This window comes from Streptomyces dryopteridis, assembly GCF_049606955.1.
GTDB lineage: Bacteria > Actinomycetota > Actinomycetes > Streptomycetales > Streptomycetaceae > Streptomyces.
In genome coordinates, this window is sequence record NZ_CP187113.1 from 1,354,415 (window position 1) to 1,377,195 (window position 22,781).

A 22,781-nucleotide genomic window follows, 5' to 3' on the forward strand; every position below is an offset into this window, starting at 1 on the left:
TGAATCGGGTCGGACGCTCCTCTGGACGCGGGGGCGATTGCGGAGTTCCCTGACAACTGGGGGGCAAGGGGGCGAGAAGGATCAGGAGCTTTCTTTCGATGACATCGACGTCGACGGCGACGCTCGTCGCCCGGGACTGGGCCGAGATCCAGGAACGGATGCTGGTACCGCTCTACGAGGCGGTCTACGAACGGCTGGAGGCCGGTCCGGGCGATCGTCTGCTCGGACCGGCGTGCGGGACCGGGCTGGCGCTGCTGCTGGCCGCGTCCCGGGGCGTGCGCGCGACCGGGGTCGAGGAGGATCCGGCCCGTCGGGCGCTGGCCCGGGAGCGGGCGCTGGCGGTGCGGGCCGAGCCGCCGGAGCCGGCGGAGGCGGGGGCCGGGTACGACGTGCTCGCCGCGTTCTCCCCGGCCGGGGTGGACGCCGTGCCGGACGCGTTGCCGCTGGTGCGGCGGGGCGGGGCCGTGGTGGTGGCGGGCTGGGGCCCGGCCGAGCGGTGCACGGTGCCCAGCGTGCTGGGCGGCGGGCCCGCGCCGCAGGACCTGGACGCCGTGGTGGAGGGGGTGGGGCTGCGGCCGGAGGGCTCGGGCCGGGTGTTCTGTCCGTTCGGGTACGCCGACGCGCACAGCGCGGTGCGGGGCCTGGCCTCCACCGGGCTGTACGACCTCTCCGACCCGGTGCAGGCGGAGAAGGAGCTGGCCGAGGCCCTGCACCCGTACGGACGGCCCGACGGGTCCGTCTGGCTGCCCAACGTGTTCCGTTACGTGATCGCCCGGGTTCCCTGAGCCCGGCGCGTCCGTCGCCCTCCGCCCGCGTCCGGGTCCCGTCGGGGCCCGGACGCGGGCGTGTGCGCGGGGTCCGCGCGGGGCGGCGTCCGGGTGGGGTGGGCCCGATGCGGCAGGCGCGCGTGCGTGGCCGGTGCGGTCCGGGGTGAGGTCCGGCGCGCACGACGCGTCCGCCGGGCGGGGGATTTCCGGCCGTGCGCGGGGGTGTGCGACGGCGCGATCCGGCCGACCCCCGTCCCCTTCGGCCCTGGCAGGTCGGGACCAAGGCCACCCGGCGCGGTCGGGGACCGCCGGCTACTGTCGAATCAGCCGAACGGACGAGAGGAGGGCCCCGATGGACGAGCGGCTCGCACTGCGCCTGGAACTCCTGCGGGACAGCGGACGGGTGCCGCCGGAGGTGGCCTCCTTCGTCGGCGAGGAGCTGGGGCTGCTCGCGCGGGAGGGGTACGTGGTCACGGAGACCACGGCCGGGATGCTGACCGGTCACCTGGCGATGGCGTTGACCCGGTTGGCGGACGGCGAGCCCGTCACCCGGTTCCTGACCGACGAGGCGGTGACGGCGGAGCTGGCCGGGCATCCGGGGGCGACGGCGCGGGCGCGGGCGCTGGCGGACCGGGCGGCGCTCGCGCTGGGCGCGAGCCTGCCGGCCTCGGAGGTCAACTTCCTCGGGATGCACCTGGCGGTGCTGGCGCGCCAGTCCCGCTGACGTGACGGCCGCGGGGCCGGGAGTCGCCCGAGGGCCGCTCCCGGCCCCGCGGCCGTCGTGCGCGCGGGGTGGTTCACCCCGGCGGGGTCACTTCATGAACTTCTTGAACTCGTCGGGGAGTTCGAAGTTGCCGTCCTGACCGGTGGGCAGGCCGAACGGGCTGCTGCCGTCGGCCGGCGCGATCTCGGCGGGGCCCTGCTCGCGGCGGGCCGCGGCGGCGGCCTCGTCGGCCTTGCGCTTCATCGGGTTGCCGCTCTTGCGCTTGCCCTTGGCCTGCTTGATCTGCTTCTTCTGCCGGCCGGGGCCGCCGCCCATGCCCGGCATGCCGGGCATCCCGGGCATGCCGCCGCCCTGGGCCATGCGGGACATCATCTTGCGGGCGTCGAAGAAGCGCTCGACGAGGTTCTTGACGGCGCTGACCTCGACGCCGGAGCCCTTGGCGATGCGGGCGCGGCGGGAGCCGTTGATGATCGTGGGGTCCTGGCGCTCGGCCGGGGTCATCGACTTGATGATGGCGGCCGTGCGGTCCACGTCGCGCTCGTCGATGTTGTTGATCTGCTCCTTGATCTGGCCCATGCCGGGGAGCATCCCGAGCAGCTTGGAGATGGAGCCCATCTTGCGGACCTGCTCCATCTGGGCCAGGAAGTCGTCGAGCGTGAACTCCTTGGGCCCCTTCGCCAGCTTGGCCGCCATCTTCTCGGCCTCGGCCTGGCTGAAGGTCTGTTCGGCCTTCTCGATCAGGGTGAGCATGTCGCCCATGTCGAGGATCCGGCCGGCCATCCGGTCGGGGTGGAAGGCGTCGAAGTCGTCCAGCTTCTCGCCGTTGGAGGCGAACATGATCTGCTTGCCGGTGACGTGCGCGATGGACAGCGCGGCGCCGCCGCGGGCGTCGCCGTCGAGCTTGGAGAGGACCACGCCGTCGAAGCCGACGCCGTCGCGGAACGCCTCGGCGGTGTTGACCGCGTCCTGGCCGATCATGGCGTCGACGACGAAGAGGATCTCGTCGGGGCTGACGGCGTCACGGATGTCGGCGGCCTGCCGCATCAGTTCCGCGTCGATGCCGAGGCGACCGGCGGTGTCCACGATGACGATGTCGTGGACCTTGTTCTTCGCGTACTCGATGGAGTCCTTGGCGACCTGGACCGGGTCGCCCACGCCGTTGCCGGGCTGCGGGGCGTAGACCGCGACCCCCGCGCGCTCGGCGACCACGGAGAGCTGGTTGACGGCGTTGGGGCGCTGGAGGTCGCAGGCGACGAGCAGCGGGGAGTGGCCCTGGCCCTTGAGCCAGTGGCCGAGCTTGCCGGCGAGGGTGGTCTTGCCCGCGCCCTGGAGGCCGGCGAGCATGATCACGGTGGGGGCGGTCTTGGCGAAGCGCAGCCGGCGGGTCTCGCCGCCGAGGATGCCGACGAGCTCCTCGTTGACGATCTTGAGGACCTGCTGGGCGGGGTTGAGGGCCTTGGAGACCTCGGCGCCGCGGGCCCGTTCCTTGACGTTCGCGATGAAGGACCGCACGACCGGCAGGGCGACGTCCGCCTCGAGGAGGGCGATACGGATGTCCCGGGCCGCAGCGTCGATGTCGGCCTCGCTGAGGCGGCCCTTGCCCCGGAGGTTCTTGAAGGTCGCGCTGAGGCGGTCGGAAAGCGTATCGAACACGGTGGTCGCGATTCCTCGGGTCGGGGGCGGTGTCGTCGCCCCCCAGGGTATCCGGCCCGGCGCTCGGGGCGGGTGCGGTGGGTGGGGGTGGGCCGCCCGTGACGGTCAGTCGGCGCGCAGGGCCTCGGCGACGCGGCCGGCGAGGGCGCGGGCGGCCTCTGCGGTGAGGGGTTTGCCGTCGGGGTCGGTGACGTAGACGGAGTCGACGGCGTTGCCGCCGAGGGTGGAGACGTGGGCGCTGCGGACCCGGGCGCCGGCCCCTTCGAGGGCGGCGCCGATCCGGTGCAGGAGTCCGACCTCGTCGGGGGCGCGGACTTCGAGGACGGTGGCGGTGGCGGAGACCTCGGCGAGCACGGTGACGGTGGGTTCGGGCGGGCGGGCGCCCCGGCGGCGGGGGGCGGCGGCGCGGCGGGCGGCGAGTTTGGCGCCGAGGTCGAGGGTGCCGTCGAGGGCGCGCAGCAGGTCGGCGCGGAGTCGGGCGGCCTCGGGGAGGGTGCCGTACTCGGCGGCGACGCGCCAGCGCAGCACGAGGGCCTCGCCGGTGAGGCCGGTGGTGTCGGGCGGGGTGACCTCGCGGAGGTCGGCGGCGTGCACGGTGAGCCGGTGCAGGGCGAGGACCCCGGCGAGGGCGGGCAGCACCCCGGGGCGGTCGGGGACGGCGACGAGGAGTTCGGCGCCGATCTCGGGGTCGTGGTCGCCGAGCGGGCCCGCGTCGGCGTCGGGGCCGGTCCCGGGGTGGGCGCGGGTGCGCAGGGTGAGGACGGGGGCGCCGGTGCGGAGGGCTTCGAGGGCGAGGCGTTCGGTCTCGGCGGGGTCGGTGTGGGGGTGGGGGGCGGGAGGCCCGGGGGTGGAGGCGCCGAGGTGGGCGGCGACGCGGCCGACGAGGTCGGTGACGAGGCCGGCGCGCCAGGCGGTGCGGGCGGCGGGGCCGGTGGCGGCGGCGTCGGCCTCGGTGAGGGCGTGGAGGAGTTCGAGGGTGCCGGTGTCGCCGACGGCGTCGGCGACGAGCCGGATGGTGGCGGGGTCGTCGAGGTCGCGCCGGGTGGCGGTGTCGACGAGGAGCAGGTGCCGGCGGACGAGGACGGCGAGGGTCTCGGTGTCGGCGGGGTCGAAGCCGATCCGGCGGGCGAGGTCGCGGGCGATGGTCTCGCCGGCGACGCTGTGGTCCCCGGGCCAGCCCTTGCCGAGGTCGTGCAGGAGGGCGGCCATGAGGAGGAGGTCGGGGCGGTGGACGCGGCGGGCGCGGGCGGCGGCGTGGACGGCGGTCTCGATGAGGTGCCGGTCGACGGTCCAGGTGTGCACGGGGTTGCGTTGGGGGCGGCAGCGGACGCGTTCCCAGTCGGGCAGGAGGCGGGTGATCAGGCCCTCGGCGTCGAGGGCCTCCCAGACCGGGACGGTGGGCGGGCCGGCGCCGAGGAGGGTGAGGAGTTGTTCGCGGGCCTCGGCGGGCCAGGGCACCGGCAGTGGGGCCCCGTGCTCCAGGAGGCGGCGGACTGCGTGCGGGGCCACGGGCAGGCCGGCGCGGGCGGCCGCGGCGGCCAGCCGCAGCGGGAGGACGGGGTCGCGTTCGGGGCGGGCCGTCAGGGCGAGGCCGACCTCGCCGTCCTGGACCACGACCCCCTCGGCCAGCGGGCTGCGGGCGGCGGGGGCGGACCGGCCGCCGAGCAGGCCGCGCAGCCGGGGGCGGGCGGCGCGGGCGCGCAGCACGCGGTCGACCTCGCGCCAGGTGAGGTCGGCGGCGTAGGAGACGACGTGGGCGGCCTCGTAGACCTCGCGCAGCAGGGCGTCCCCGTCGGGGAGGTCGAGGCGGCGGGCGACCTCGGGTTGTTCCTGGAGGGTGAGGCGGTCGCCGGCGCGGCCGGTGGTGAGGTGGAGGGCGTCGCGGGTGTCGAGGAGCCGGCGGCGGGCGCGTTCGAGTCCGGTGCGGGGGGCGTCGGCGAGCCAGGAGGCGGCGACGGCGCGCAGGGCGGTGAGGTCGCGCAGGCCGCCGCGGGCCTCTTTGAGGTCGGGTTCGAGGAGGAAGCGGAGTTCGCCGGCGCGGTCGGCGCGCTCGCGGCACAGCTCGCGCAGTTCGGGGAGGCGGGCGGCGGCCCGGTTGCGCCAGTCGGTGAGGATCCGGCTGCGCAGGGCGGTGACGGCGGTGTGGTCGCCGGCGACGGGGCGGGCGTCGAGGAGGCCGAGGTGGGCCTTGAGGTCGTCGGCGGCGACCTTGCGGGCCTCGGTGGGGGTGCGGACGGCGTGGTCGAGGTCGAGGCCGAGGTCCCACAGGGGGTACCAGAGGCGTTCGGCGAGGGCCGTGAGCGCCTTGCGGTCGGCGCCGCCGTCGTGCAGGAGGAGCAGGTCGAGGTCGCTGCGGGGGGAGAGTTCGGCGCGGCCGTGGCCGCCGACGGCCACGAGGGCGGCGCCGGTGACGCCGGTCTCGCGGACGGCGGTGTCGAAGGCCCGTGCGAGGTGCCGGTCGGTGAGGGCCGCGAGGGCGGCGCGGCGGGCGGGGCCGGTGGGTGACGGGTCGGCGAGGAGGGCGGCGCGGGCCTCGGCGTACCCGGCGTCGGGGGCGGGCTGGTCGGCTGGGGTCACCGGGGGCTCCCGTCGGTTCGGTGGCGCACCGGCCCGGGGCGCGTGGGGGCGCCCCGGGCTCGGTCTTCGGGTCTCTCGGTCGCTGGGTCTCGGGATCTCTCGGGGGTCAGAGGGCCTCGGGACCGCGTTCCCCGGTGCGGACCCGGATGACGGTGTCCACGGGGACGCTCCACACCTTGCCGTCGCCGATCTTCCCGGTCCGGGCGGCCTTGACGAGGATGTTCATGACGTCCTCGGCGGCCTCCTCGTCGACGACGACCTCGATGCGGATCTTGGGGACGAGGTCCACGGTGTACTCGGCGCCCCGGTAGATCTCCGTGTGGCCGCGCTGCCGGCCGTAGCCGCTGGCCTCGGAGACGGTCAGGCCCTGGACCCCGAAGGTCTGGAGGGCCTCCTTGATCTCGTCGAGGCGGTGCGGTTTGACGATGGCGGTGATCAGCTTCACGCGGTCACCTTCCTGGTGTTCGGGGTGGGCACGGCGCCGCCGGCGGCGGACCGGGCGGAGCCGCCGCCGGCGCCGCTGAAGTCGTAGGCGGTCTCGGCGTGCTCGGCCTGGTCGATGCCGGAGACCTCGTCGTCCTCGGGGACGCGCATGCCCATGGTCTTGTCGAGGACGAGGGCGAGGAGCGCCGACACGACGAGGGAGTAGGCGAGCACGGCCACCACGCCGAGGGCCTGCTTGCCGAGCTGGGCGAACCCGCCGCCGTAGAAGAGGCCGGCCACGTCGGACTGGACGCCGCCGGTGGCGAAGAGGCCGACGAGCAGGGAGCCGAGGATGCCGCCGACGAGGTGCACGCCGACCACGTCGAGGGAGTCGTCGTAGCCGAACCGGTACTTCAGGCCCACGGCCATGGCGCAGGCCACGCCGGCGATGACGCCGATGGCGATGGCGCCGAGCGGGGAGCAGGAGCCGCCGGAGGGGGTGATGGCGACGAGGCCGGCGACGGCGCCGGAGGCCGCGCCCAGGGTGGTGCAGGCGCCGTGGCGGATCTTCTCGTAGCCGAGCCAGGCGAGCATGGCGGCGGCGGTGGCGACCTGGGTGTTGACGAACATGACGGCGCCGACGCCGTCGTCGTTGCCGAGCCAGGAGCCGGCGTTGAAGCCGAACCAGCCGAACCACAGCAGGCCCGCGCCGAGCATGACCAGCGGGAGGCTGTGGGGGCGCATCGGGTCCTTCTTGAAGCCGACGCGCTTGCCGATGACGAGGATGACGCCGAGGGCGGCGGCGCCGGCGTTGATGTGGACGGCGGTGCCGCCGGCGAAGTCGATGACGCCGAGTTCGAAGAGCCAGCCGCCGGCGCCCCAGACCCAGTGGGCGACGGGGAAGTAGACGAGGGTGGCCCACAGGGTGATGAACAGGGCCCAGGCGCCGAACTTCACGCGGTCGGCGAGGGCGCCGCTGATCAGGGCCGGGGTGATCACGGCGAACATGAGCTGGAAGACGGCGAAGACGTACACGGGGATGGTGTAGCCGTCCCAGAGTTCGGTGATCCCGATGCCGCTGAGGCCGAGGTAGTCCCCGGACCAGCCGATCACGGAGCCGACGTCGGCGCCGAAGGCGAGGCTGAAGCCGTAGAGGACCCACAGGACGGTGACGATCCCGAGGCTGATGAAGCTCATCATCAGCATGTTGAGGCTGCTCTTGACGCGGACCATGCCCCCGTAGAAGAAGGCGAGGCCCGGGGTCATCAGCATGACCAGGGCCGAGCAGATGAGCATGAACCCCGTGTTGGCCGCAGACAGTGAGGGGGTGTCTGCGGCGAGGTTCGTGATGGCTGAGGCCATCGGCGTCTCCTCGTCGTGGTGGCGCTCGCTGTGCGGGCGAGCGGGGGAACCGCCGGCGGCGGCGCGGGCGGGGCGGGGGCAACCGGGACGGGAGCCGGCCGGTTGTGAGCCCCGAGGTTCCCGCGCGCCGGTTTCGGATGGCGCCGTGGGGTGTTTCACCGGGGTGACGAAGGACCGGGGCGTGTTACGCGGCCGTGAACGCCGGGCCGGTCGGTCGCGGGCCGTTCGGGGGAACGCCGGCGGGGTCCGCGGGCGGGGGCCGGCGGGGGTGGGGCCGGTCGCGGCAGGGCCCGGATGACCTGGCGGGGGAGCCTGATCGGGCGTATCGGGGTCGCTGCCGCGACCGGGGTCGGGGGTCAGACCGCCTGGGCGGTCTCGGGGAGCCGGGCGCTGAGGTGCTCGGTGAGGGAGCGGACCTCGGCGACCCGACCGTATTCACGCACGGCCGTGTCGACGGTTGTCCGCAATCGGGAGTTCACGCGTTCGGAGCGCACCTTTTTGGCCACGTCGAGGGCTTGGTCGAGCCAGGTGGTGGCGCGTTCCGGTTCGTTCTTCAGGAGGTGGACGGAGGCCATGCCGACGAGGTTGAGGGCGAGGCTGCGCTGGTGCTTGCCGTCCTTGGCGAAGAGCTCCGCGGCCCGGGCCATGATCGGTTCGGCGTGGGCGGCGTAGAGCCGGGAGCGGCCGGCCACGTAGGCGAGGTCGCGGTAGGAGTGGGAGTTCTCCCCGCTGAGCTCCGCCTCGGAGAAGAAGCGGATCCAGTCGGGTTCGGCGGCGTCCTCGAACTCGGCGTCGGAGAAGGTGTCCTCGGCCATGCGGACGGCCCGCTTGCAGCGCGCGGCCTGGCCCATGTTGGCGTAGGCGCGGCCCTCGACGGCGTGCAGCATGGCCTGGGTGCGGGCGCCGGCGCAGTCACGGCTGCCGTACTGGGCGAGGTGCACGAGTTCCAGGGCGTCCTCGGGCCGGCCGAGGTGGATCATCTGGCGGGCCATGTTGGACAGGATGTAGGAGCCGAGCGGCTTGTCCCCGGCCTCCTTGGCCGCGTGCAGGGCGAGCACGAAGTACTTCTGCGCGGTGGGGTGCAGGCCGATGTCGTAGCTCATCCAGCCGGCGAGTTCGGCGAGTTCGGCGGCGACCTTGAAGAGCCGGCGGCGCACGGCGGTGGGGTGGTTCTCCTGGAGCAGGTCGGTGACCTCGTGGAGCTGGCCGACGACGGCCTTGCGGCGCAGTCCGCCGCCGGACTGGGCGTCCCACTGGCGGAACATGACGATGGTCTGTTCCAGCAGGTCGAGTTCGGGGCCGGAGAGGCGGGCGTTGCGGTTGCCGGGGAGTTCGCGGGGGCTGCCCTCGCCGCCGGGGGTGGGTACGAGCCAGCGCTGCATGGGCTCGATGAGGGAGGGGCCGGCCGCGAGGGCCAGCGAGCTGCCGAGGAAGCCGCGGCGGGCGAGCATGAGATCGCTGCGGGAGAACTCGCCGAGCAGGGAGACGGTGTGCGCGGCGGCCCAGGGCATGTCGACCCCGGAGAGGGAGGGGGTCTGGTGGGCGGTGCGCAGGCCGAGGTGTTCGATGGCGACGACGGAGCCGAAGCGTTCGGAGAAGAGTTCGGAGAGGATCCGGGGGACGGGTTCGCGGGGTTGTTCGCCGTCGAGCCAGCGGCGGACCCGGCTGGTGTCGGTGCTGATGTGGTGCGCGCCGACCTGGCGGGCGCGGCGGTTGACCTGGCGGGCGAGCTCGCCCTTGGACCAGCCGCTGCGGACGAACCAGTCGGTCAGCTTCTCGTTGCGTCCGCCGGTGGGGTCCCCGCCCGTGCCGTCGGCCCCGTCCTCGCCGCCGCTGCCGTTCACGTAGAGAACGCCCCCATCCGCCCCGATCGGCCTCTTCACACGAAACCCTGCTAGGGATCGCACCGGCCGCCCGGGACCTTCACAAGCCCTTCACCGATTGCCTCCGGCATACCCACGTATGGATGTGCCGGCCGAGGTTCGTGTACCGAAAGTAATCCTACGATCACCCCCGCGGTGAGTCGATCCGTGAAACGCCACCATTCGCCACCCCTTCGAATGAACCCGCCGCCGGCCGGGCGCGATTCACTTGACAGCGGCAGACATCGACCGGGTGGACCGGTGCACGAGGGGGCGCGCGAGGGCTCTCGCGCGCCGGGGGCGGACCGCTGCCGCCGGACCGCACGCCGCGGCCGCCGGCGGACGACCGCTCGTAACCACCGGCGCGTTCGACCCGTTGGAGGGGGCATGGGCATGGGCTTCACGATCGGCGGCAGCCGTGGCACCAGGGAGTTCCGGTCCGGCTCGCGGCGGCGCGGCCGGACCTCGGACTGTACGGCGGTGGCCGAGTACACGGGCTTGTGGGGGTGGGACGTGGTCCCCGGGGCCCGGGCGGCCGGCCCCGGACGGGACTGCTCCTGTGGGGACGCGCGGTGCGCGGCCCCCGGCGCGCACCCCCTGGACTTCGCGGCCGAGGTGGCGGCCGGCGCCACCCTGGACGAGGTCACGGGCTGTTGGGGCGAGTTCCCGGGCGCGGCCGTGCTGCTGCCGGTGGGACGCGCCTTCGACGTGATCGAGGTGGCCGAGGAGGCCGGGCGGCGGGCGCTGGCCCGGATGGAGCGGATGGGGCTGCCGCTCGGGCCGGCGCTGGTGACCCCGACCGGCCGGGCGCAGTTCCTGGTCGCGCCCGGGGCCGCCGTCGAGCTACCGGCCCTGCTGTACCGGATGGGCTGGGACGACGCGGGGCTGGACCTGCGGGCCCTGGGGTCCGGGGCGCACCTGACGGCCCCGCCCTCCGATCTGGGCGGGCACGGGCCGGTGGCCTGGTTGCGTTCGCCGGCCCTGGACTCGGGCGGTCGGCCGCCGGAGGCCCGGCTGCTGCTGGGTACCCTCGCGTACAGCTCGCACCGCTTCCGCGCCTGAGCCCCTCCCCTCCTCCCCCGCGCCGGACACGGCCGAGGCCCCCGCGTCCCATGGGACGCGGGGGCCTCGTGGCGGGTGCGCCGGGGCGGGTGGGGTCAGTCGCCGATCAGGGCGTCGACGAATGCCTCGGGCTCGAAGGGGGCCAGGTCGTCGGCGCCCTCGCCGAGTCCGACGAGCTTGACGGGGACGCCCAGCTCGCGCTGGACGGCGACGACGATGCCGCCCTTGGCGGTGCCGTCGAGCTTGGTGAGGACGATGCCGGTGATGTCGACGACCTCGGCGAAGACGCGCGCCTGGGTGAGGCCGTTCTGGCCGGTGGTGGCGTCGAGGACGAGGAGCACCTCGTCGAGCGGGCCGTGCTTCTCGACCACGCGCTTGACCTTGCCGAGCTCGTCCATGAGCCCGGTCTTGGTGTGCAGCCGGCCGGCGGTGTCGATGAGGACCACGTCGGCGCCCTCGGCGATGCCCTCCTTGACCGCGTCGAAGGCGATGGAGGCGGGGTCGCCGCCCTCGGGGCCGCGCACGGTGCGGGCGCCGACCCGGTCGCCCCAGGTCTGGAGCTGGTCGGCGGCGGCGGCGCGGAAGGTGTCGGCGGCGCCGAGGACCACGCTGCGGCCGTCGGCGACCAGGACCCGGGCGAGCTTGCCGGTGGTGGTGGTCTTGCCGGTGCCGTTGACGCCGACGACCATGACGACCCCGGGGGTGTCCAGGCCGGACTCGGTGCGCACGGCGCGGTCCATGTCGGGGCCGACCAGGGTGATCAGCTCCTCGCGGAGCAGGGCGCGCAGTTCCTCGGGGGTGCGGGTGCCGAGCACCTTGACCCGCTCGCGCAGGCGCTCCACGAGTTCCTGGGTGGGGATCACGCCCACGTCGGCGATGAGGAGGGTCTCCTCGATCTCCTCCCATGTGTCCTCGTCGAGGTGTTCGCGGGAGAGCAGCGTGAGCAGGCCCTTGCCGAGGGAGTTCTGCGAGCGGGCCAGCCGGGCGCGCAGCCGGACCAGGCGGCCGGCGGTGGGCTCGGGGACCTCGATCTCGGGCGCCGGGGGCGCTTCGACGACCGGGTCCTCGATCGCGACCGGGGTCTCGGTGGGGGCGGCCTCGGTGTCGGGGAGGACGACCTCCTCGACCGTGCGGCGGGGTTCGGGCGCGGTGTCGGCCGCGTCCTCCCCGACGCTCGGTTCGGCGGGCGGGGCGGTGATGGTGGGCGTGGCGGTGGGGGCCGAGGGGGGGAGCTGCTTCTTGCGGCGGCTCCCCACCACGAGTCCGCCGACCGCGACGACCGCGACCAGGGCGATGACTACAGCGAGAATGACGATGTCCATAACCGCTCCAGTATCGGCCACGGGCGCGGGGCGGCACCGGTAGGCGGCGCGAGGTCGCCCGAACGCCGTGGGCGGGGGGCGACCCCCTGGGAATCTGACGTCTCGTCAGTTACGGTCGGCGCACCATCGTCGGCCGAGGGGACACACGCCCATGCCCATCACCGTGGCCCGTTTCAACCTCGTCGACCCCGAGGGCACCCGCGAGTCGCTGGCCGCGCGCTGGCAGGCCGCGCTGGAGATGGCCCGCTACGCGGACGCGCACGGGATCGACACGATCCAGACCGAGGAGCACCACGGCACCGACAACCACTGGATCCCCTCCCCCTTCGTCTTCGCGGGCGCCGTGTTCGGCGCCACCAACCGGATCGCGGTGACCGTCTCGGCGATCATCGGCCCGCTGCACGACCCGCTGAAGGTGGCCGAGGACATCGCCGTGCTGGACCTGATCGGCGGCGGCCGGCTGGTGACGGTCTCCGGGATCGGCTACCGGCGGGCCGAGTACGAGCAGCACGGCGTCCCCTGGGAGCGGCGCGGCCGGCTCCAAGACGAGCTGTTGGAGACCCTGCTGAAGGCGTGGACCGGGGAGCCCTTCGAGTTCCGGGGCCGCACGGTGCGCGTCACCCCGGTGCCGTTCACCCGCCCGCACCCCCTGCTGCTGGTCGGCGGCAGTTCCCGGGCGGCGGCCGAGCGGGCGGCCCGGCTGGGCCTGCCCTTCTTCCCGAGCGCGCACCTGCCCGAGCTGCGCGAGTTCTACGAGGAGCGGCTCGCCGCGCACGGCACGGAGGGCTTCTGCATGATGCCCGCGCCCGTCACCCCGCTGCTGCACGTGGCGGAGGACCCGGACCGGGCCTGGGCCGAGTACGGCCGACACTTCCTGCACGAGGCGTCCGTCTACGCCTCCTGGCAGTCCGCCGACATCCGCTCGGCGGTCTCCTCCACGGCGCGCACCGTCGAGGAGCTGCGGGCGGAGGGAGTGTACCGGATCCTCACCCCGGACCAGGCGGTGGCGCACGCGCGGGAGGCGGGGGACGCGGGCAACCTCGTGCTGCACCCCCTGTGCGGCGGGATGCCGATCGAGGAGGGGTGGCGGAGCCTGACCCTGCTGGGCGAGAAGGTCCTGCCCCGGCTGCGGGACTGAGCCGGGGCGGGACGGGGCCGGGCGGCCGGGGCCCGCGGCTCAGCCCATCTCCTCCAGCGACTTGCCCTTGGTCTCGGGCACCCACTTGAGGATGAAGGGGATCGAGAGCAGGGCGAAGACGGTGTAGATCACGTAGGCCCCGGACAGGTTCCAGTCCGACAGGGTCGGGAACGTGACGGTGATCAGCCAGTTGGCCACCCACTGGGCGGCGGCGGCCACGCCGAGGGCCGCCGCCCGGATCCGGCCCGGGAACATCTCGCCGAGCAGCACCCAGACCACCACGCCCCAGGACAGGGCGAAGAACAGCACGAAGGCGTGGGCGGCGATCAGGGCCGTGGTGCCCTGCGCGTCCGGCATGGTGATGTGGTCCCCGCTGCCGGTCTTGTAGGAGAAGGCCCACGCGGCCAGGCCCAGCGAGACCGTCATGCCCACCGAGCCGATCAGCGCCAGCGGCTTGCGGCCGATCCGGTCCACGAACAGCATCGCGATCACGGTGCCGATGATGTTGATGATCGAGGTGGTGAAGGAGTACAGGAAGGAGCTGCTCGGGTCGATGCCCACGGACTGCCACAGCGAGGAGCTGTAGTAGAAGATCACGTTGATGCCGACGAGCTGCTGGAACACCGACAGGCCGATGCCGATCCAGACGATCGGGAGCAGTCCGAACCGGCCGCCGAGCAGGTCGCGGAAGGTGGACTTCTGCTCGGAGCGCATCGCCCTGCGGATCTCGGCGACCCGCCCGTCGAGGTCGGCGTTCTCGCCCTCGACCTCGGCGAGCACCTTCTTGGCCTGGTCCAGCCGCCCCACCGAGATCAGGAACCGGGGGGACTCGGGGATCGCGAAGGACAGCAGGCCGTACAGCAGCGCCGGGACCACCATCACCCCGAGCATCCACTGCCACGCCTCCAGCCCGCCCACCTTGCCGCGCTGGTCGCCGTCGGCCATCCCGAGGATCCCCCAGTTGACGAGCTGGGAGACCGCGATGCCGATGACGATGGCGGCCTGTTGGAACGAGGCCAGCCGGCCCCGGTAGGCCGGCGGGGAGACCTCGGCGATGTACGCCGGGCCGATCACCGAGGCCATGCCGATGGCGAAGCCGCCGAAGACCCGCCACATCGCCAGGTCCCACAGGGCGAAGGGCAGGGCCGAGCCGACGGCGCTGACCGTGAAGAGGGCAGCCGCGATCCGCATGCACCGGATCCGGCCGATCCGGTCGGCGATCCGGCCCGCCGTGGCCGCGCCGATCGCGCACCCGATCAGGGCCGCGGCGATGACCTGGGCCAGGGCCTCCGAGCCGATCGCGAACCGTCCCCTGATGGCCTCGACGGCCCCGTTGATCACGGAGCTGTCGTAGCCGAAGAGGAAGCCGCCCATCGCGGCGGCGGCGGTGATGAAGACGACGTGCCCGAGGTGCTCGGGCGGTCGCGCGGACCCGGCGGGGCCGGCGGCCGGCGCGTTCGGAGAGCTGGTCACGAATGCTCCTGGGAGGGGGCAGGACGAAGGTCCGGGCGGGACGGGCTCCGACACCGAACGCGCCCGCCGGGAGACGGGCCGCGTTCTCGTGTTCCTCCAGTGGCGCACACGAAACGGGCCGGCACCAGCCGAACATCGCCAACGGGGGGCGGCCCCCGCGCGGCTCACCGCAGACGCTGACTGATCACCTTGGACACCCCGTCGCCCTGCATCGAGACCCCGTACAGCGCGTCGGCCACCTCCATCGTCCGCTTCTGGTGCGTGATCACGATCAGCTGCGAGCTCTCCCGCAGCTCCGCCATGATGCCGATCAGCCGTTGCAGGTTGGTGTCGTCGAGGGCCGCCTCCACCTCGTCCATCACGTAGAAGGGACTCGGCCGCGCCTTGAAGATCGACACCAGCAGCGCCACCGCCGTCAACGAGCGCTCCCCGCCCGACAGCAGCGAGAGCCGCTTGACCTTCTTGCCCGGCGGCCGGGCCTCCACGTCCACCCCGGTGGTCAGCATGTTCTCCGGGTCGGTCAGCACCAGCCGGCCCTCGCCGCCCGGGAACAAGCGCCCGAACACGCCCTCGAACTCGCACGCGGTGTCCGCGAACGCCTCCGAGAACACCTGCTCCACCCGCCTGTCCACCTCCTTGACCACGCCGAGCAGATCGGCCCGCGTCTTGCGCAGGTCGGCGAGCTGCTCCCCGAGGAAGGCGTGCCGCTCCTCCAGGGCCGCGTACTCCTCCAGGGCCAGCGGATTGACCTTGCCCAGCTTCTCGTGGGCCCGCTCGGCGGCCTTCAACCGCTTCTCCTGCTCGGCCCGCACGAAGGGCACGGTGCGCGGCTCGGCGTCGGCCGGCGCGTCCGGTTCGGGCACCACCGGCACCGGCAGGTCCGGCCCGTAGACCCCCACCAGGGTCTCCGGGTCCACGCCCAGCTCCTCCCGGGCCCGGGTCTCCACCTGCTCGATCCGCATCCGCTGCTCCGCGCCCAGGACCTCGCCCCGGTGCACCGAGTCGGTGAGCTTGTCCAGTTCCCCCTTCACGGCCCGGCCCCGGTCCCGGGCCCCGGCCAGCGCCGTCTCCCGCACCCCGCGCTCCGCCTCGGCCCCGGCCCGGGTCTCGGCCGCCTCGGCCAGCGCCGACTCCACCCGGGCCAACAGCACCCCGGCGCCCACCGCGACGGCCCGCGCCACCTCCGCCTCGCGCCGCCGCCGGGCCGCGCGGGCCTCGGCCCGGGACCGGGCCTCCCGTTCGGCGCGGGCCGCCCGGTCCAGGGAGTCGGCGCGGCCGGCCAGCGCGGCCACCCGTTCCTCGTCGGTGCGCAGCCGCAGCCGCGCGTCGGTCTCCACCTGCCGGGCCGCGACCCCGGCGGCCGCCAGCCGGTCCCGTTCGGTCCGGTCCGGTTCCTCCTGCGCGTCCCCGTCTCCGGAGAGTTCCTCGGCCGCCGCCAGCCGGGCCGCGCACTCCTCGACCTCGGTCTCCGCCCCGGCGAGCGCCCCGGCGGCCCCGGCCGCCGCCGACTCGGCCCGTTCGGCCTCCTCCGCCGCGCCCTTGGCCTGTCCGGCGAGCCGGCCCAGGCGGGCGGCGACCTCGGCCCGGGCCCGCTGGGACTCGCGCAGCCGCGCCGCCCCCGCCTCCACCCGCTCGGCGAGCTCGGCCCGCTCGGCGAGCGCCGGCTCCCGGGCCGCCGTCAGCTCGGCGATCCGGTCCGCCAGCTCGGCCAGTTCGGCGTCCACCGCGTCCACGGCCGCCCGCACCTGGAGGGCGCCCGGGGCGCCGGCCGCCCCGCCGCGCGCGATCCGGGCCCCCAGCACATCGCCCTCGGCGGTCACCGCGACCAGCTCCGGGCGGGTCCGCAGCAACTCCTCGGCGGCGGCGAGATCGGGCACCAGCACGTGCCCTTCGAGCAGCGCGCCCACCGCACGCAGCACCGACTCCTCCCCGCCCAGCACCGACAGCACCGGTCGGGCGGGCACGTCGTCGAGGAGCACGGCCGCGGCCCCCGCTCCCGCGAGCGCCGTGCCCGGCCCCCCGGTCCGCTCCTCGGTCCGCTCGTCGGCGGCCGCCTGCGGTCTCGGCACCACACCCACACCCCGCTCGGCCCCGGCCCCGGCGGTCCCGATCCCGGCCGGGTCCCGACGGGCCGGCGGCACGGGCCCGGCGCCGGGGGCGATGAGCAGGGTGGCCCGACCGGCGTCCTGGGCCCGCAGCCAGGCCAGGGCGCGCGCCGCGTCCGCCGTGGACCCGGCCGTCAGCGCCTCGGCCGCCGAGCCGAGCGCGGCGGCCACCGCCGGCTCGTGCCCGGGCAGCACGGTCAACCGGTCCGCGACCGGGCCGAGCACCCCGGCCGGCCCGGCCGTCGCCAGCGCCTCGGAGCCGTCGGCCCCGCGCAGCCCCAGGGCCAGGGCCTCGCGGCGGGCCGCGCCGGCGGCGGCCCGGCGTTCCAGGTCCACGAGGGTGTCGCGGGCCACGCCCAGGGCCGCGTCGCGCGCGGCGAGTTCGGCGCGCTCCTCCTCGTGGACCCGCGCCGTCTGCGCCTCCTCGCCCTCCTGAGCGGCCACGATCTCGGCCAGGGCCGCGTGCTCGGCACCGGCCTCGGCGGCCCGGCGCACGGCCGCGTCCCGGGCCCGCTCCAGCCCCTCGATGCCCTCGCGGGCGGCGTGCGCCCTGGACCGGGCCGCGCCCAGCCGGCCGGTGAGCCGGGCCAGGCCCTCGCGGCGGTCGGCCAGGGCCCGGGCGGCGTCGCGCAGCCGGCGTTCCTCCGTCGCCAGCTCCTCCTCCAGCGCGGTGCGGCGCTCCACGGCCTCCTCCAGCACGGCCCGCGCGGTCTCGGCGGCCCCGGCCAGTTCGGCCTCGCGTTCCCGGACCCGTTCGGCCTCCCGGGCCAGCTCCTCGGGGTCCCGGCCGCGTCGCTCCTCCTCCACCGGGGCCACGGCGCCGCGCACCCGGGCCTCGGCGAGCTCGGCGGTGCCCCGGACCCGTTCGACCAGCCCCGACAGGTCGTACCAGCACTGTCGGGCGGCGGCCACGCGCGGCCCGAGCTCCCGGACCGCCGCCTCCAGCTCGGACTCCTCGCGCAGGGCGGTCGCGAGTTCGGCCTCGGCCTTCTCCTTCGCGGTGCGCAGGGCCGCCTCGTCGGCGAGCTCGGCGGCCAGGGCGCGGCGCAGCACGAGCAGGTCGTCGGCGAGCAGCCGCAGGCGGGCGTCGCGCAGGTCGGCCTGGATGACGGAGGCCCTCCGGGCCACGGCGGCCTGCCGGCCCAGCGGCCCGAGCTGCCGGCGCAGTTCCTCGGTGAGGTCGGAGACCCGCGCGAGATTCGCCTTCATCGCGTCGAGTTTCCGCAGCGCCTTCTCTTTTCGCTTGCGGTGCTTGAGGACTCCGGCGGCCTCTTCGATGAAGGCGCGGCGGCCCATCGGGTCGGCGTGCAGGACGGAGTCGAGTTGTCCCTGTCCGACGACCACGTGCATCTCGCGGCCGATACCGGAATCCGAGAGGAGTTCCTGAATGTCGAGGAGCCGGCAGGTGTCCCCGTTGAGCCGGTATTCGCTGCCGCCATTGCGGAACATGGTGCGGGTGAGGGTGACCTCGGCGTAGTCGATGGGGAGGGCCCCGTCGGTGTTGTCGATGGTCAGGGACACTTCCGCCCGGCCCAGGGCGGGTCGGCCGCCGGAGCCGGCGAAGATCACGTCCTCCATCTTCCCGCCGCGCAGGGATTTCGCCCCCTGCTCCCCCATCACCCAGGAAAGGGCGTCGACCACATTCGACTTGCCGGAGCCGTTGGGTCCCACGACACAGGTGATGCCGGGCTCGAATCGGAGGGTGGTCGCGGAGGCGAAGGATTTGAATCCCCGCAGGGTGAGGGCCTTGAGGTGCACGCCGCCGGACTCTACCCGGGCCTTTCGGTTTCGCCGGGGAAGGCACAGGGCAGAGAAGACCTCAAGGATCGTGAGGGGCCCGGGATTGCCCCGGGCGGGGGAGGCGGAAGAGGCCGGCCGGGGCCGGCGGACCGGGCGTCGGGCAGACCCCGGACATGACAGAAGGGACGCCGGAGCGCCCCTTGCAGATCATGTGCGGGTCATGCCGACGAGCGGTGGTGCCCGACGTGCCGCGTGATCACGAGGTTGCGTGGTACTGCCGTGATGCGGGTGGTGCGCCGTGCTGTGGTGCGAGCGTGCGCGGCGGGGTCGGGCGGCGGGACGACAACGGGAATCAGGTGAGCGCGGGCTCTGCCGAAACGTCGATGTCCATGTCCAGCAGCGAGTCTCCGTGCTGAGCTGCGGCAGCGTTGAGCGCGTCGTTCTCGGACTGGATCCGTACGAGCTCGGATTCGAGGTCCTGGACGCGCTGCTGAAGCCGTCGCATCTCGGAGAGGAGTCGCGGGTCGGAGCCGCCGACGTAACCGAGAAGCGCCTTTGCCATGATGGATGGTCCTCCACACTGAGTGACCGACCGAAGTGGTGTGGGTCGTGAGGGAATCGCACCCGCGACGTCCTGCCAGTACCTCTCAGTAACTGCGCTCGCACTGTGGGCACTGTCGGAACGGCTCAGGTGCGCGGGGCTTCCAGCGTCTCACCAAAAAGTTTGACGGTCAACACGATCACGCCCGGGTTCGGCTCCGCGCCCGTTCCCCCCAAGGGTTCCGGGCCGGTGCCCACCCTTCGAGGGTGCCGGCCGGCGGCCCCGTCGGCAACGGACCCGGTCACCCGCGCGAGCACAAACGCGCAGTTCCGGACGGGTCTGGAGATCCATACGGACAGTAGGCGGATCCGATGGAACGATGATCAGCGGATCGCGAACCCTTCGTAGCCGCCGCGCGCGGGTCCCCAGATTTCGGTGACGCCCTCCACGTGTCCGGGCGTGTCGTCGGAGTGCAGCCACTCCAGCAGGCGGTGGCAATTCTCACGTCGCCCCTCGGCCACCACCTGCACCCGACCGTCGTCGAGGTTGAGGGCGAAACCCGTCAGCCCCCCGATCTCCAGAGCGTTTGCCCTGGTGAACCATCGAAACCCCACGCGCTGTACACGGCCGCGTACCCACGCGGTCATCCGGACGTCCTCGTTCATGCCCGAACGCTAACCGGAGCGTCGCCTTCGCCACACCTCCCGCCCCCGTCCCCATGCCGTAGGGTCGCCGTCTGATACCCCTCACCCGTTCGGGTGAGCGCGGCGGCCCCCCTTCCCGCGGGCCGGCCGCCTTCTCGCGCCCCGCCCGGAAGGACCGACGATGGGACGTCACCGCAACCCCGCCCCTCGCCGCCCCGGCCGCGCCGGCGCCGTGCGCAACGGACTGGTCGTGCTCTCGGCGGGCGTGGTGCTGGGCACCGGCGCCGTCGCGGGCGGCCTGGTCCCGGTCGGCGACGCCTTCCCCTGGGTGGGCCGGCAGCCGAGCTCCGCCGAGGAGGCCCGGGCGCAGGCGAGCCCGGCCCCGCAGAACGCGGTGGACGGGCAGGACGGGCTCGCGAGCCTGTCGGGTCGGGGCGCGGACCCCACCCCGTCCGCCTCCCCCTCCCCCGCCGCGCCCTCCGCCTCGCCCGCGCCCTCCGCTCCGGCCGCGAAGCCCTCGCCGAGCGCGAGCACCGCCGCCCCGGCGGCCCCGAGCACGAGCGCCACGAGCGCCCCGGTCACCCCGCCGAAGCCGAAGTCGGAGCCGAGGTCGAGCGCGACCCCGGGGGCCGCCGTCGCGAACACCCCGGCCGCGAGGCCCTCGCCGAGCGCGAGCCCGTCCGCGAAGCCCTCCCCGTCCTCCTCCCCGAGCGTGGACACGGGGCACTCGGCCGAGGAGGCCGCCGTGCTGGCCCTGGTCAACGTGGAGCGGGCCAAGGTGGGCTGCCGGCCGGTGCGGGCCAATCCGCCGCTGGCCGCGCTGGCCGGCGCCTTCTCCAAGGACATGAAGGAGCGCGGGTTCTTCGACCACGTCGACCCCGACGGCCGGACCCCCTGGGACCGGGCCGACGCGGCCGGGATCTCGGGCCTGGCGGCCGAGAACATCGGGCGCGGGCAGGGTGACGCGGCCTCGGTGATGGCGGCCTGGATGGGTGATCCGGAGCACCGCGCGAACATACTCGACTGCGAATTCCGCACCCTCGGCGTGGGCGTGGCCACCGGCTCCGGCGGCCCCTGGTGGACCCAGCTCTTCGGCTTCTGAGCCGGTCGGACGCGCGAAACGGCGGGCGCCGACCCCCACTCCCACGCGGGAGGAGGGGGTCGGCGCCCGCCGTTTCGGCGTGTGCGCGGGAACGGGCGCGGATCAGGCGGCGGCCAGCGCGGCCAGGCCCGCGTTGCGCACCAGGGCGGCGCGCGCGACCCGGGCGCCGAGGTGCTCGGCGGTGGCGATGTCGGCCTTGTGCACGGCGTCCGGGCCCTCGTCGGAGTTGGACTGGGCGGCGGCGCCGGAGAAGAAGCCGAGGCGGTTGAGGTCGTTCTCGGAGCCGGTGGAGGAGTTCCAGCCGGGCTTGAGGCCCAGGTTCACCCAGGTCATGCCGTGCTGGGCGGCGAGGGTCTGGAAGAACTGGAGGGTGTGCAGCTTGTCGCCGCTCTTGGAGCCGGAGTTGGTGAAGCCGGCCGCGAGCTTGTCCTGCCAGGCGTCGCCGAACCAGCGCTTGGAGGTGGCCTCGGCGAAGACGTGGAAGGCGCCGGAGGCGGTGCCCATGTAGGTGGGCGAGCCGAAGACGATGGCGTCGGAGGCGTCGAGCTGCCCCCACTGCTCCTCGGTGATGGTGTCCACGGCGACGAGGTGGACGGTGGCACCGGCGTCTGCGGCGCCGGCGCGGACCGCCTCGGCGATGACGGCGGTGTGGCCGTAGCCGGAGTGGTAGGCGACGGAGACGACGGGGGCGGCGGTGTTCTCGGACACGAGGGGCTCCTGTGAAAGCGGTGACGGGCAGGACGGTGCGCGGGCCGGGACGACCGGGGGCCGGCACCGTCGAGCACTGCGAAAAGGAAAGCACTAACTTTTAGAAAGCGCAATCCTGTACACAGCGCTGCCCGGGAGTACGCTTGCTCCATGGACTCGACCCCCCGCCCCGAGGCCGCCCCGCCCGCCGCCGACCCCGCGCTCGACGAAGCGGCCTGCGCGAGCGCCCTCGCCTTCGACGTCTTCGCGCGGGCCTGCCCCTCCCGCGAGGTACTCGAACACGTCACCGGCCGCTGGGGCACGCTGACCCTGACCGCCCTGCACGACGGCGCGCACCGCTTCAACGAGCTGCGCCGCCGCGTCGAGGGCGTCAGCGAGAAGATGCTCTCCCAGACCCTGCACGCCCTCGAACGCGACGGGCTCGTGCGCCGCGAGGCCCAGCCCACCAACCCGCCGCGGGTGGACTACGAACTGACCGAGGCCGGGCGGGGCGTGGCCGAGAAGCTCCTCGTCATGATCGACCACCTGGAGGAGGCCATGCCCGGCGTCCTCAGCGCCCGCGAGTCCTACGACGCGCGCGCCGGTCGCTGACAGCGCGGACAGAAGTAGCTCGACCGGTTCATCCACGGCCGTCGCCGGATCGGCGCCCCGCAGCGCCGACACGGCTCGTCCTCGCGCCCGTACGCGTCCAGCGACCGGTCGAAGTAGCCCGACTCGCCGTTGACGTTCACGTACAGGCTGTCGAAGCTGGTGCCGCCCACGGCCAGCGCCGCCGACATGACCTCCCGCACGTGCCCGAGCAGTTCCGCGCTCTTGGCCCGGGAGATCCCGGCTGTGGGCCGCTCGTAGTGCAGCCGGGCGCGCCACAGCGACTCGTCCGCGTAGATGTTGCCGACCCCGCTGATCAGCGACTGGTCCAGCAGCGCCCGCTTGATCGTGGTGCGCTTGGCCCGCAGCGCCCGGTGGTAGAGCTCCTCGTCGAAGAGGGGGTCCAGGGGGTCGCGGGCGATGTGCCCGATGACGTCGGGCAGCCCCTCGGGCGTGGTCGGGTGCAGGCTCAGGCCGCCGAAGGTCCGCTGGTCCACGAACCGCAGCTCGGTGTCGGCCCCGTCCGCGAACCCGATCCGCACCCGCAGGTGCTTCTCCGCCGGGGCCGTCGACGGCTGCACGAGCAACTGCCCGCTCATCCCCAGGTGCCCCAGCACCGCGAGGTCGCCGTCCAGGGGCAGCCACAGGTACTTGCCCCGTCGGCTCGGCACCCCCAGGGTCCGTCCGGTCAGCCGGGCCGCGAAGTCCGGGCCGCCGGCCAGGTGCCGGCGCACCGCGCGCGGGTGCAGCACCTCCACCCCGGCCACGGTCCGCCCCGCGATCCAGCGTTCCAGTCCCCGCCGGACGACCTCCACCTCGGGCAACTCGGGCACGCGCGTCCTCCCCTGTGCTCACCGGCCGCCCGCGCCACCTCGGCCCGGGTCGCGCCGTCGGCCCACGATAACGACCCCGGACACACCCGTGTCCCGCCTCCCCCGAGGGGGCGACGGGACACGGGGACGGTACGGGGACCGTGCTCGGGGAAGGGAG

Annotated in this window: 18 protein-coding genes; 6 read left to right on the plus strand and 12 right to left on the minus strand. The window is 74.4% G+C overall.

The window, feature by feature from the left end:
- Positions 1-98: 98 nt before the first annotated feature.
- Positions 99-785: a methyltransferase type 11 gene (locus tag ACN20G_RS05355; protein ID WP_424211562.1), complete on the plus strand. Its 687-nt coding sequence runs from the start codon at positions 99-101 to the stop codon at positions 783-785.
- Between the two features lie 334 nt (positions 786-1,119).
- The gene (locus tag ACN20G_RS05360; protein ID WP_424211563.1) at positions 1,120-1,491 is read left to right on the plus strand and encodes a transcriptional antiterminator; all 372 of its coding nucleotides are present in this window, start codon (positions 1,120-1,122) and stop codon (positions 1,489-1,491) included.
- Positions 1,492-1,578: 87 nt separating this feature from the next.
- Here ACN20G_RS05360 and ffh read toward each other — a convergent pair whose 3' ends face one another.
- From ffh to ACN20G_RS05385, 5 genes are all read right to left on the minus strand, one after another.
- Positions 1,579-3,144 carry a signal recognition particle protein gene (gene ffh / locus ACN20G_RS05365; protein ID WP_424211564.1) on the minus strand — a complete coding sequence of 522 codons (1,566 nt, stop codon included), beginning with the start codon at positions 3,142-3,144 and terminating at the stop codon, positions 1,579-1,581.
- A gap of 105 nt (positions 3,145-3,249) precedes the next feature.
- On the minus strand, positions 3,250-5,721 hold the full coding sequence (locus ACN20G_RS05370) for a [protein-PII] uridylyltransferase (protein ID WP_424211565.1): 2,472 nt from the start codon (positions 5,719-5,721) through the stop codon (positions 3,250-3,252).
- A 106-nt stretch (positions 5,722-5,827) separates the two neighbouring features.
- Positions 5,828-6,166 (minus strand): P-II family nitrogen regulator, encoded by a 339-nt coding sequence (locus tag ACN20G_RS05375; RefSeq protein WP_424211566.1) that lies wholly within the window; start codon positions 6,164-6,166, stop codon positions 5,828-5,830.
- Positions 6,163-7,506: an ammonium transporter gene (locus tag ACN20G_RS05380; RefSeq protein WP_424211567.1), complete on the minus strand. Its 1,344-nt coding sequence runs from the start codon at positions 7,504-7,506 to the stop codon at positions 6,163-6,165. The genes ACN20G_RS05375 and ACN20G_RS05380 overlap by 4 nt, the downstream gene beginning before the upstream one ends.
- A gap of 356 nt (positions 7,507-7,862) precedes the next feature.
- On the minus strand, positions 7,863-9,350 hold the full coding sequence (locus ACN20G_RS05385; protein ID WP_424211568.1) for a hypothetical protein: 1,488 nt from the start codon (positions 9,348-9,350) through the stop codon (positions 7,863-7,865).
- A 411-nt stretch (positions 9,351-9,761) separates the two neighbouring features.
- On the opposite strand from ACN20G_RS05385, the gene ACN20G_RS05390 reads away from it, so the two are divergent.
- Positions 9,762-10,430: a bifunctional DNA primase/polymerase gene (locus tag ACN20G_RS05390; protein ID WP_424211569.1), complete on the plus strand. Its 669-nt coding sequence runs from the start codon at positions 9,762-9,764 to the stop codon at positions 10,428-10,430.
- Positions 10,431-10,525: 95 nt separating this feature from the next.
- On the opposite strand, the gene ftsY is transcribed toward ACN20G_RS05390, so the two are convergent.
- On the minus strand, positions 10,526-11,752 hold the full coding sequence (gene ftsY / locus ACN20G_RS05395; RefSeq protein WP_424211570.1) for a signal recognition particle-docking protein FtsY: 1,227 nt from the start codon (positions 11,750-11,752) through the stop codon (positions 10,526-10,528).
- A 151-nt stretch (positions 11,753-11,903) separates the two neighbouring features.
- On the opposite strand from ftsY, the gene ACN20G_RS05400 reads away from it, so the two are divergent.
- Positions 11,904-12,890, plus strand: a complete 987-nt coding sequence (locus tag ACN20G_RS05400) for an LLM class flavin-dependent oxidoreductase (protein ID WP_424211571.1) — start codon at positions 11,904-11,906, stop codon at positions 12,888-12,890.
- A 39-nt stretch (positions 12,891-12,929) separates the two neighbouring features.
- Here the strand turns inward: ACN20G_RS05400 and ACN20G_RS05405 are convergent, their stop codons facing one another.
- The 4 genes from ACN20G_RS05405 to ACN20G_RS05420 all read right to left on the minus strand — a co-directional run bounded on the left by ACN20G_RS05405 (position 12,930) and on the right by ACN20G_RS05420 (position 19,414).
- Complete coding sequence (locus ACN20G_RS05405) at positions 12,930-14,363, minus strand: sugar porter family MFS transporter (protein WP_424211572.1); 1,434 nt, start codon at positions 14,361-14,363, stop codon at positions 12,930-12,932.
- A 164-nt stretch (positions 14,364-14,527) separates the two neighbouring features.
- Complete coding sequence (locus ACN20G_RS05410; protein WP_424211573.1) at positions 14,528-18,226, minus strand: chromosome segregation SMC family protein; 3,699 nt, start codon at positions 18,224-18,226, stop codon at positions 14,528-14,530.
- 334 nt (positions 18,227-18,560) lie between these two features.
- Complete coding sequence (locus tag ACN20G_RS05415; RefSeq protein WP_424211574.1) at positions 18,561-18,770, minus strand: hypothetical protein; 210 nt, start codon at positions 18,768-18,770, stop codon at positions 18,561-18,563.
- Positions 18,771-19,132: 362 nt separating this feature from the next.
- Positions 19,133-19,414: an acylphosphatase gene (locus tag ACN20G_RS05420; RefSeq protein WP_424211575.1), complete on the minus strand. Its 282-nt coding sequence runs from the start codon at positions 19,412-19,414 to the stop codon at positions 19,133-19,135.
- 160 nt (positions 19,415-19,574) lie between these two features.
- Here ACN20G_RS05420 and ACN20G_RS05425 point away from each other — a divergent pair, with 160 nt between their 5' ends.
- Entirely contained in the window at positions 19,575-20,495 is a 921-nt protein-coding gene (locus ACN20G_RS05425; RefSeq protein WP_424211576.1) for a CAP domain-containing protein, read from the plus strand.
- 102 nt (positions 20,496-20,597) lie between these two features.
- Here the strand turns inward: ACN20G_RS05425 and ACN20G_RS05430 are convergent, their stop codons facing one another.
- Positions 20,598-21,203, minus strand: a complete 606-nt coding sequence (locus tag ACN20G_RS05430; RefSeq protein WP_424211577.1) for a flavodoxin family protein — start codon at positions 21,201-21,203, stop codon at positions 20,598-20,600.
- Between the two features lie 150 nt (positions 21,204-21,353).
- Here ACN20G_RS05430 and ACN20G_RS05435 point away from each other — a divergent pair, with 150 nt between their 5' ends.
- On the plus strand, positions 21,354-21,794 hold the full coding sequence (locus ACN20G_RS05435) for a winged helix-turn-helix transcriptional regulator (RefSeq protein ID WP_424211578.1): 441 nt from the start codon (positions 21,354-21,356) through the stop codon (positions 21,792-21,794).
- On the opposite strand, the gene mutM is transcribed toward ACN20G_RS05435, so the two are convergent.
- Positions 21,770-22,624, minus strand: coding sequence for a bifunctional DNA-formamidopyrimidine glycosylase/DNA-(apurinic or apyrimidinic site) lyase (gene mutM / locus ACN20G_RS05440; RefSeq protein WP_424211579.1), 855 nt, complete (start codon positions 22,622-22,624; stop codon positions 21,770-21,772). The genes ACN20G_RS05435 and mutM overlap by 25 nt on opposite strands.
- Between the last annotated feature and the right edge of the window lie 157 nt (positions 22,625-22,781).

Coding starts and splice junctions, on each gene's coding strand:
- ACN20G_RS05355 (WP_424211562.1), top strand. CDS start 99: ATGACATCGACGTCGACGGCGACGCTCGTCGCCCGGGACTGGGCCGAG.
- ACN20G_RS05420 (WP_424211575.1), bottom strand. CDS start 19,414: ATGAACGAGGACGTCCGGATGACCGCGTGGGTACGCGGCCGTGTACAG.
- ACN20G_RS05390 (WP_424211569.1), top strand. CDS start 9,762: ATGGGCTTCACGATCGGCGGCAGCCGTGGCACCAGGGAGTTCCGGTCC.
- ACN20G_RS05425 (WP_424211576.1), top strand. CDS start 19,575: ATGGGACGTCACCGCAACCCCGCCCCTCGCCGCCCCGGCCGCGCCGGC.
- ACN20G_RS05415 (WP_424211574.1), bottom strand. CDS start 18,770: ATGGCAAAGGCGCTTCTCGGTTACGTCGGCGGCTCCGACCCGCGACTC.
- ACN20G_RS05360 (WP_424211563.1), top strand. CDS start 1,120: ATGGACGAGCGGCTCGCACTGCGCCTGGAACTCCTGCGGGACAGCGGA.
- ACN20G_RS05435 (WP_424211578.1), top strand. CDS start 21,354: ATGGACTCGACCCCCCGCCCCGAGGCCGCCCCGCCCGCCGCCGACCCC.
- ftsY (WP_424211570.1), bottom strand. CDS start 11,752: ATGGACATCGTCATTCTCGCTGTAGTCATCGCCCTGGTCGCGGTCGTC.
- ACN20G_RS05400 (WP_424211571.1), top strand. CDS start 11,904: ATGCCCATCACCGTGGCCCGTTTCAACCTCGTCGACCCCGAGGGCACC.
- ACN20G_RS05380 (WP_424211567.1), bottom strand. CDS start 7,506: ATGGCCTCAGCCATCACGAACCTCGCCGCAGACACCCCCTCACTGTCT.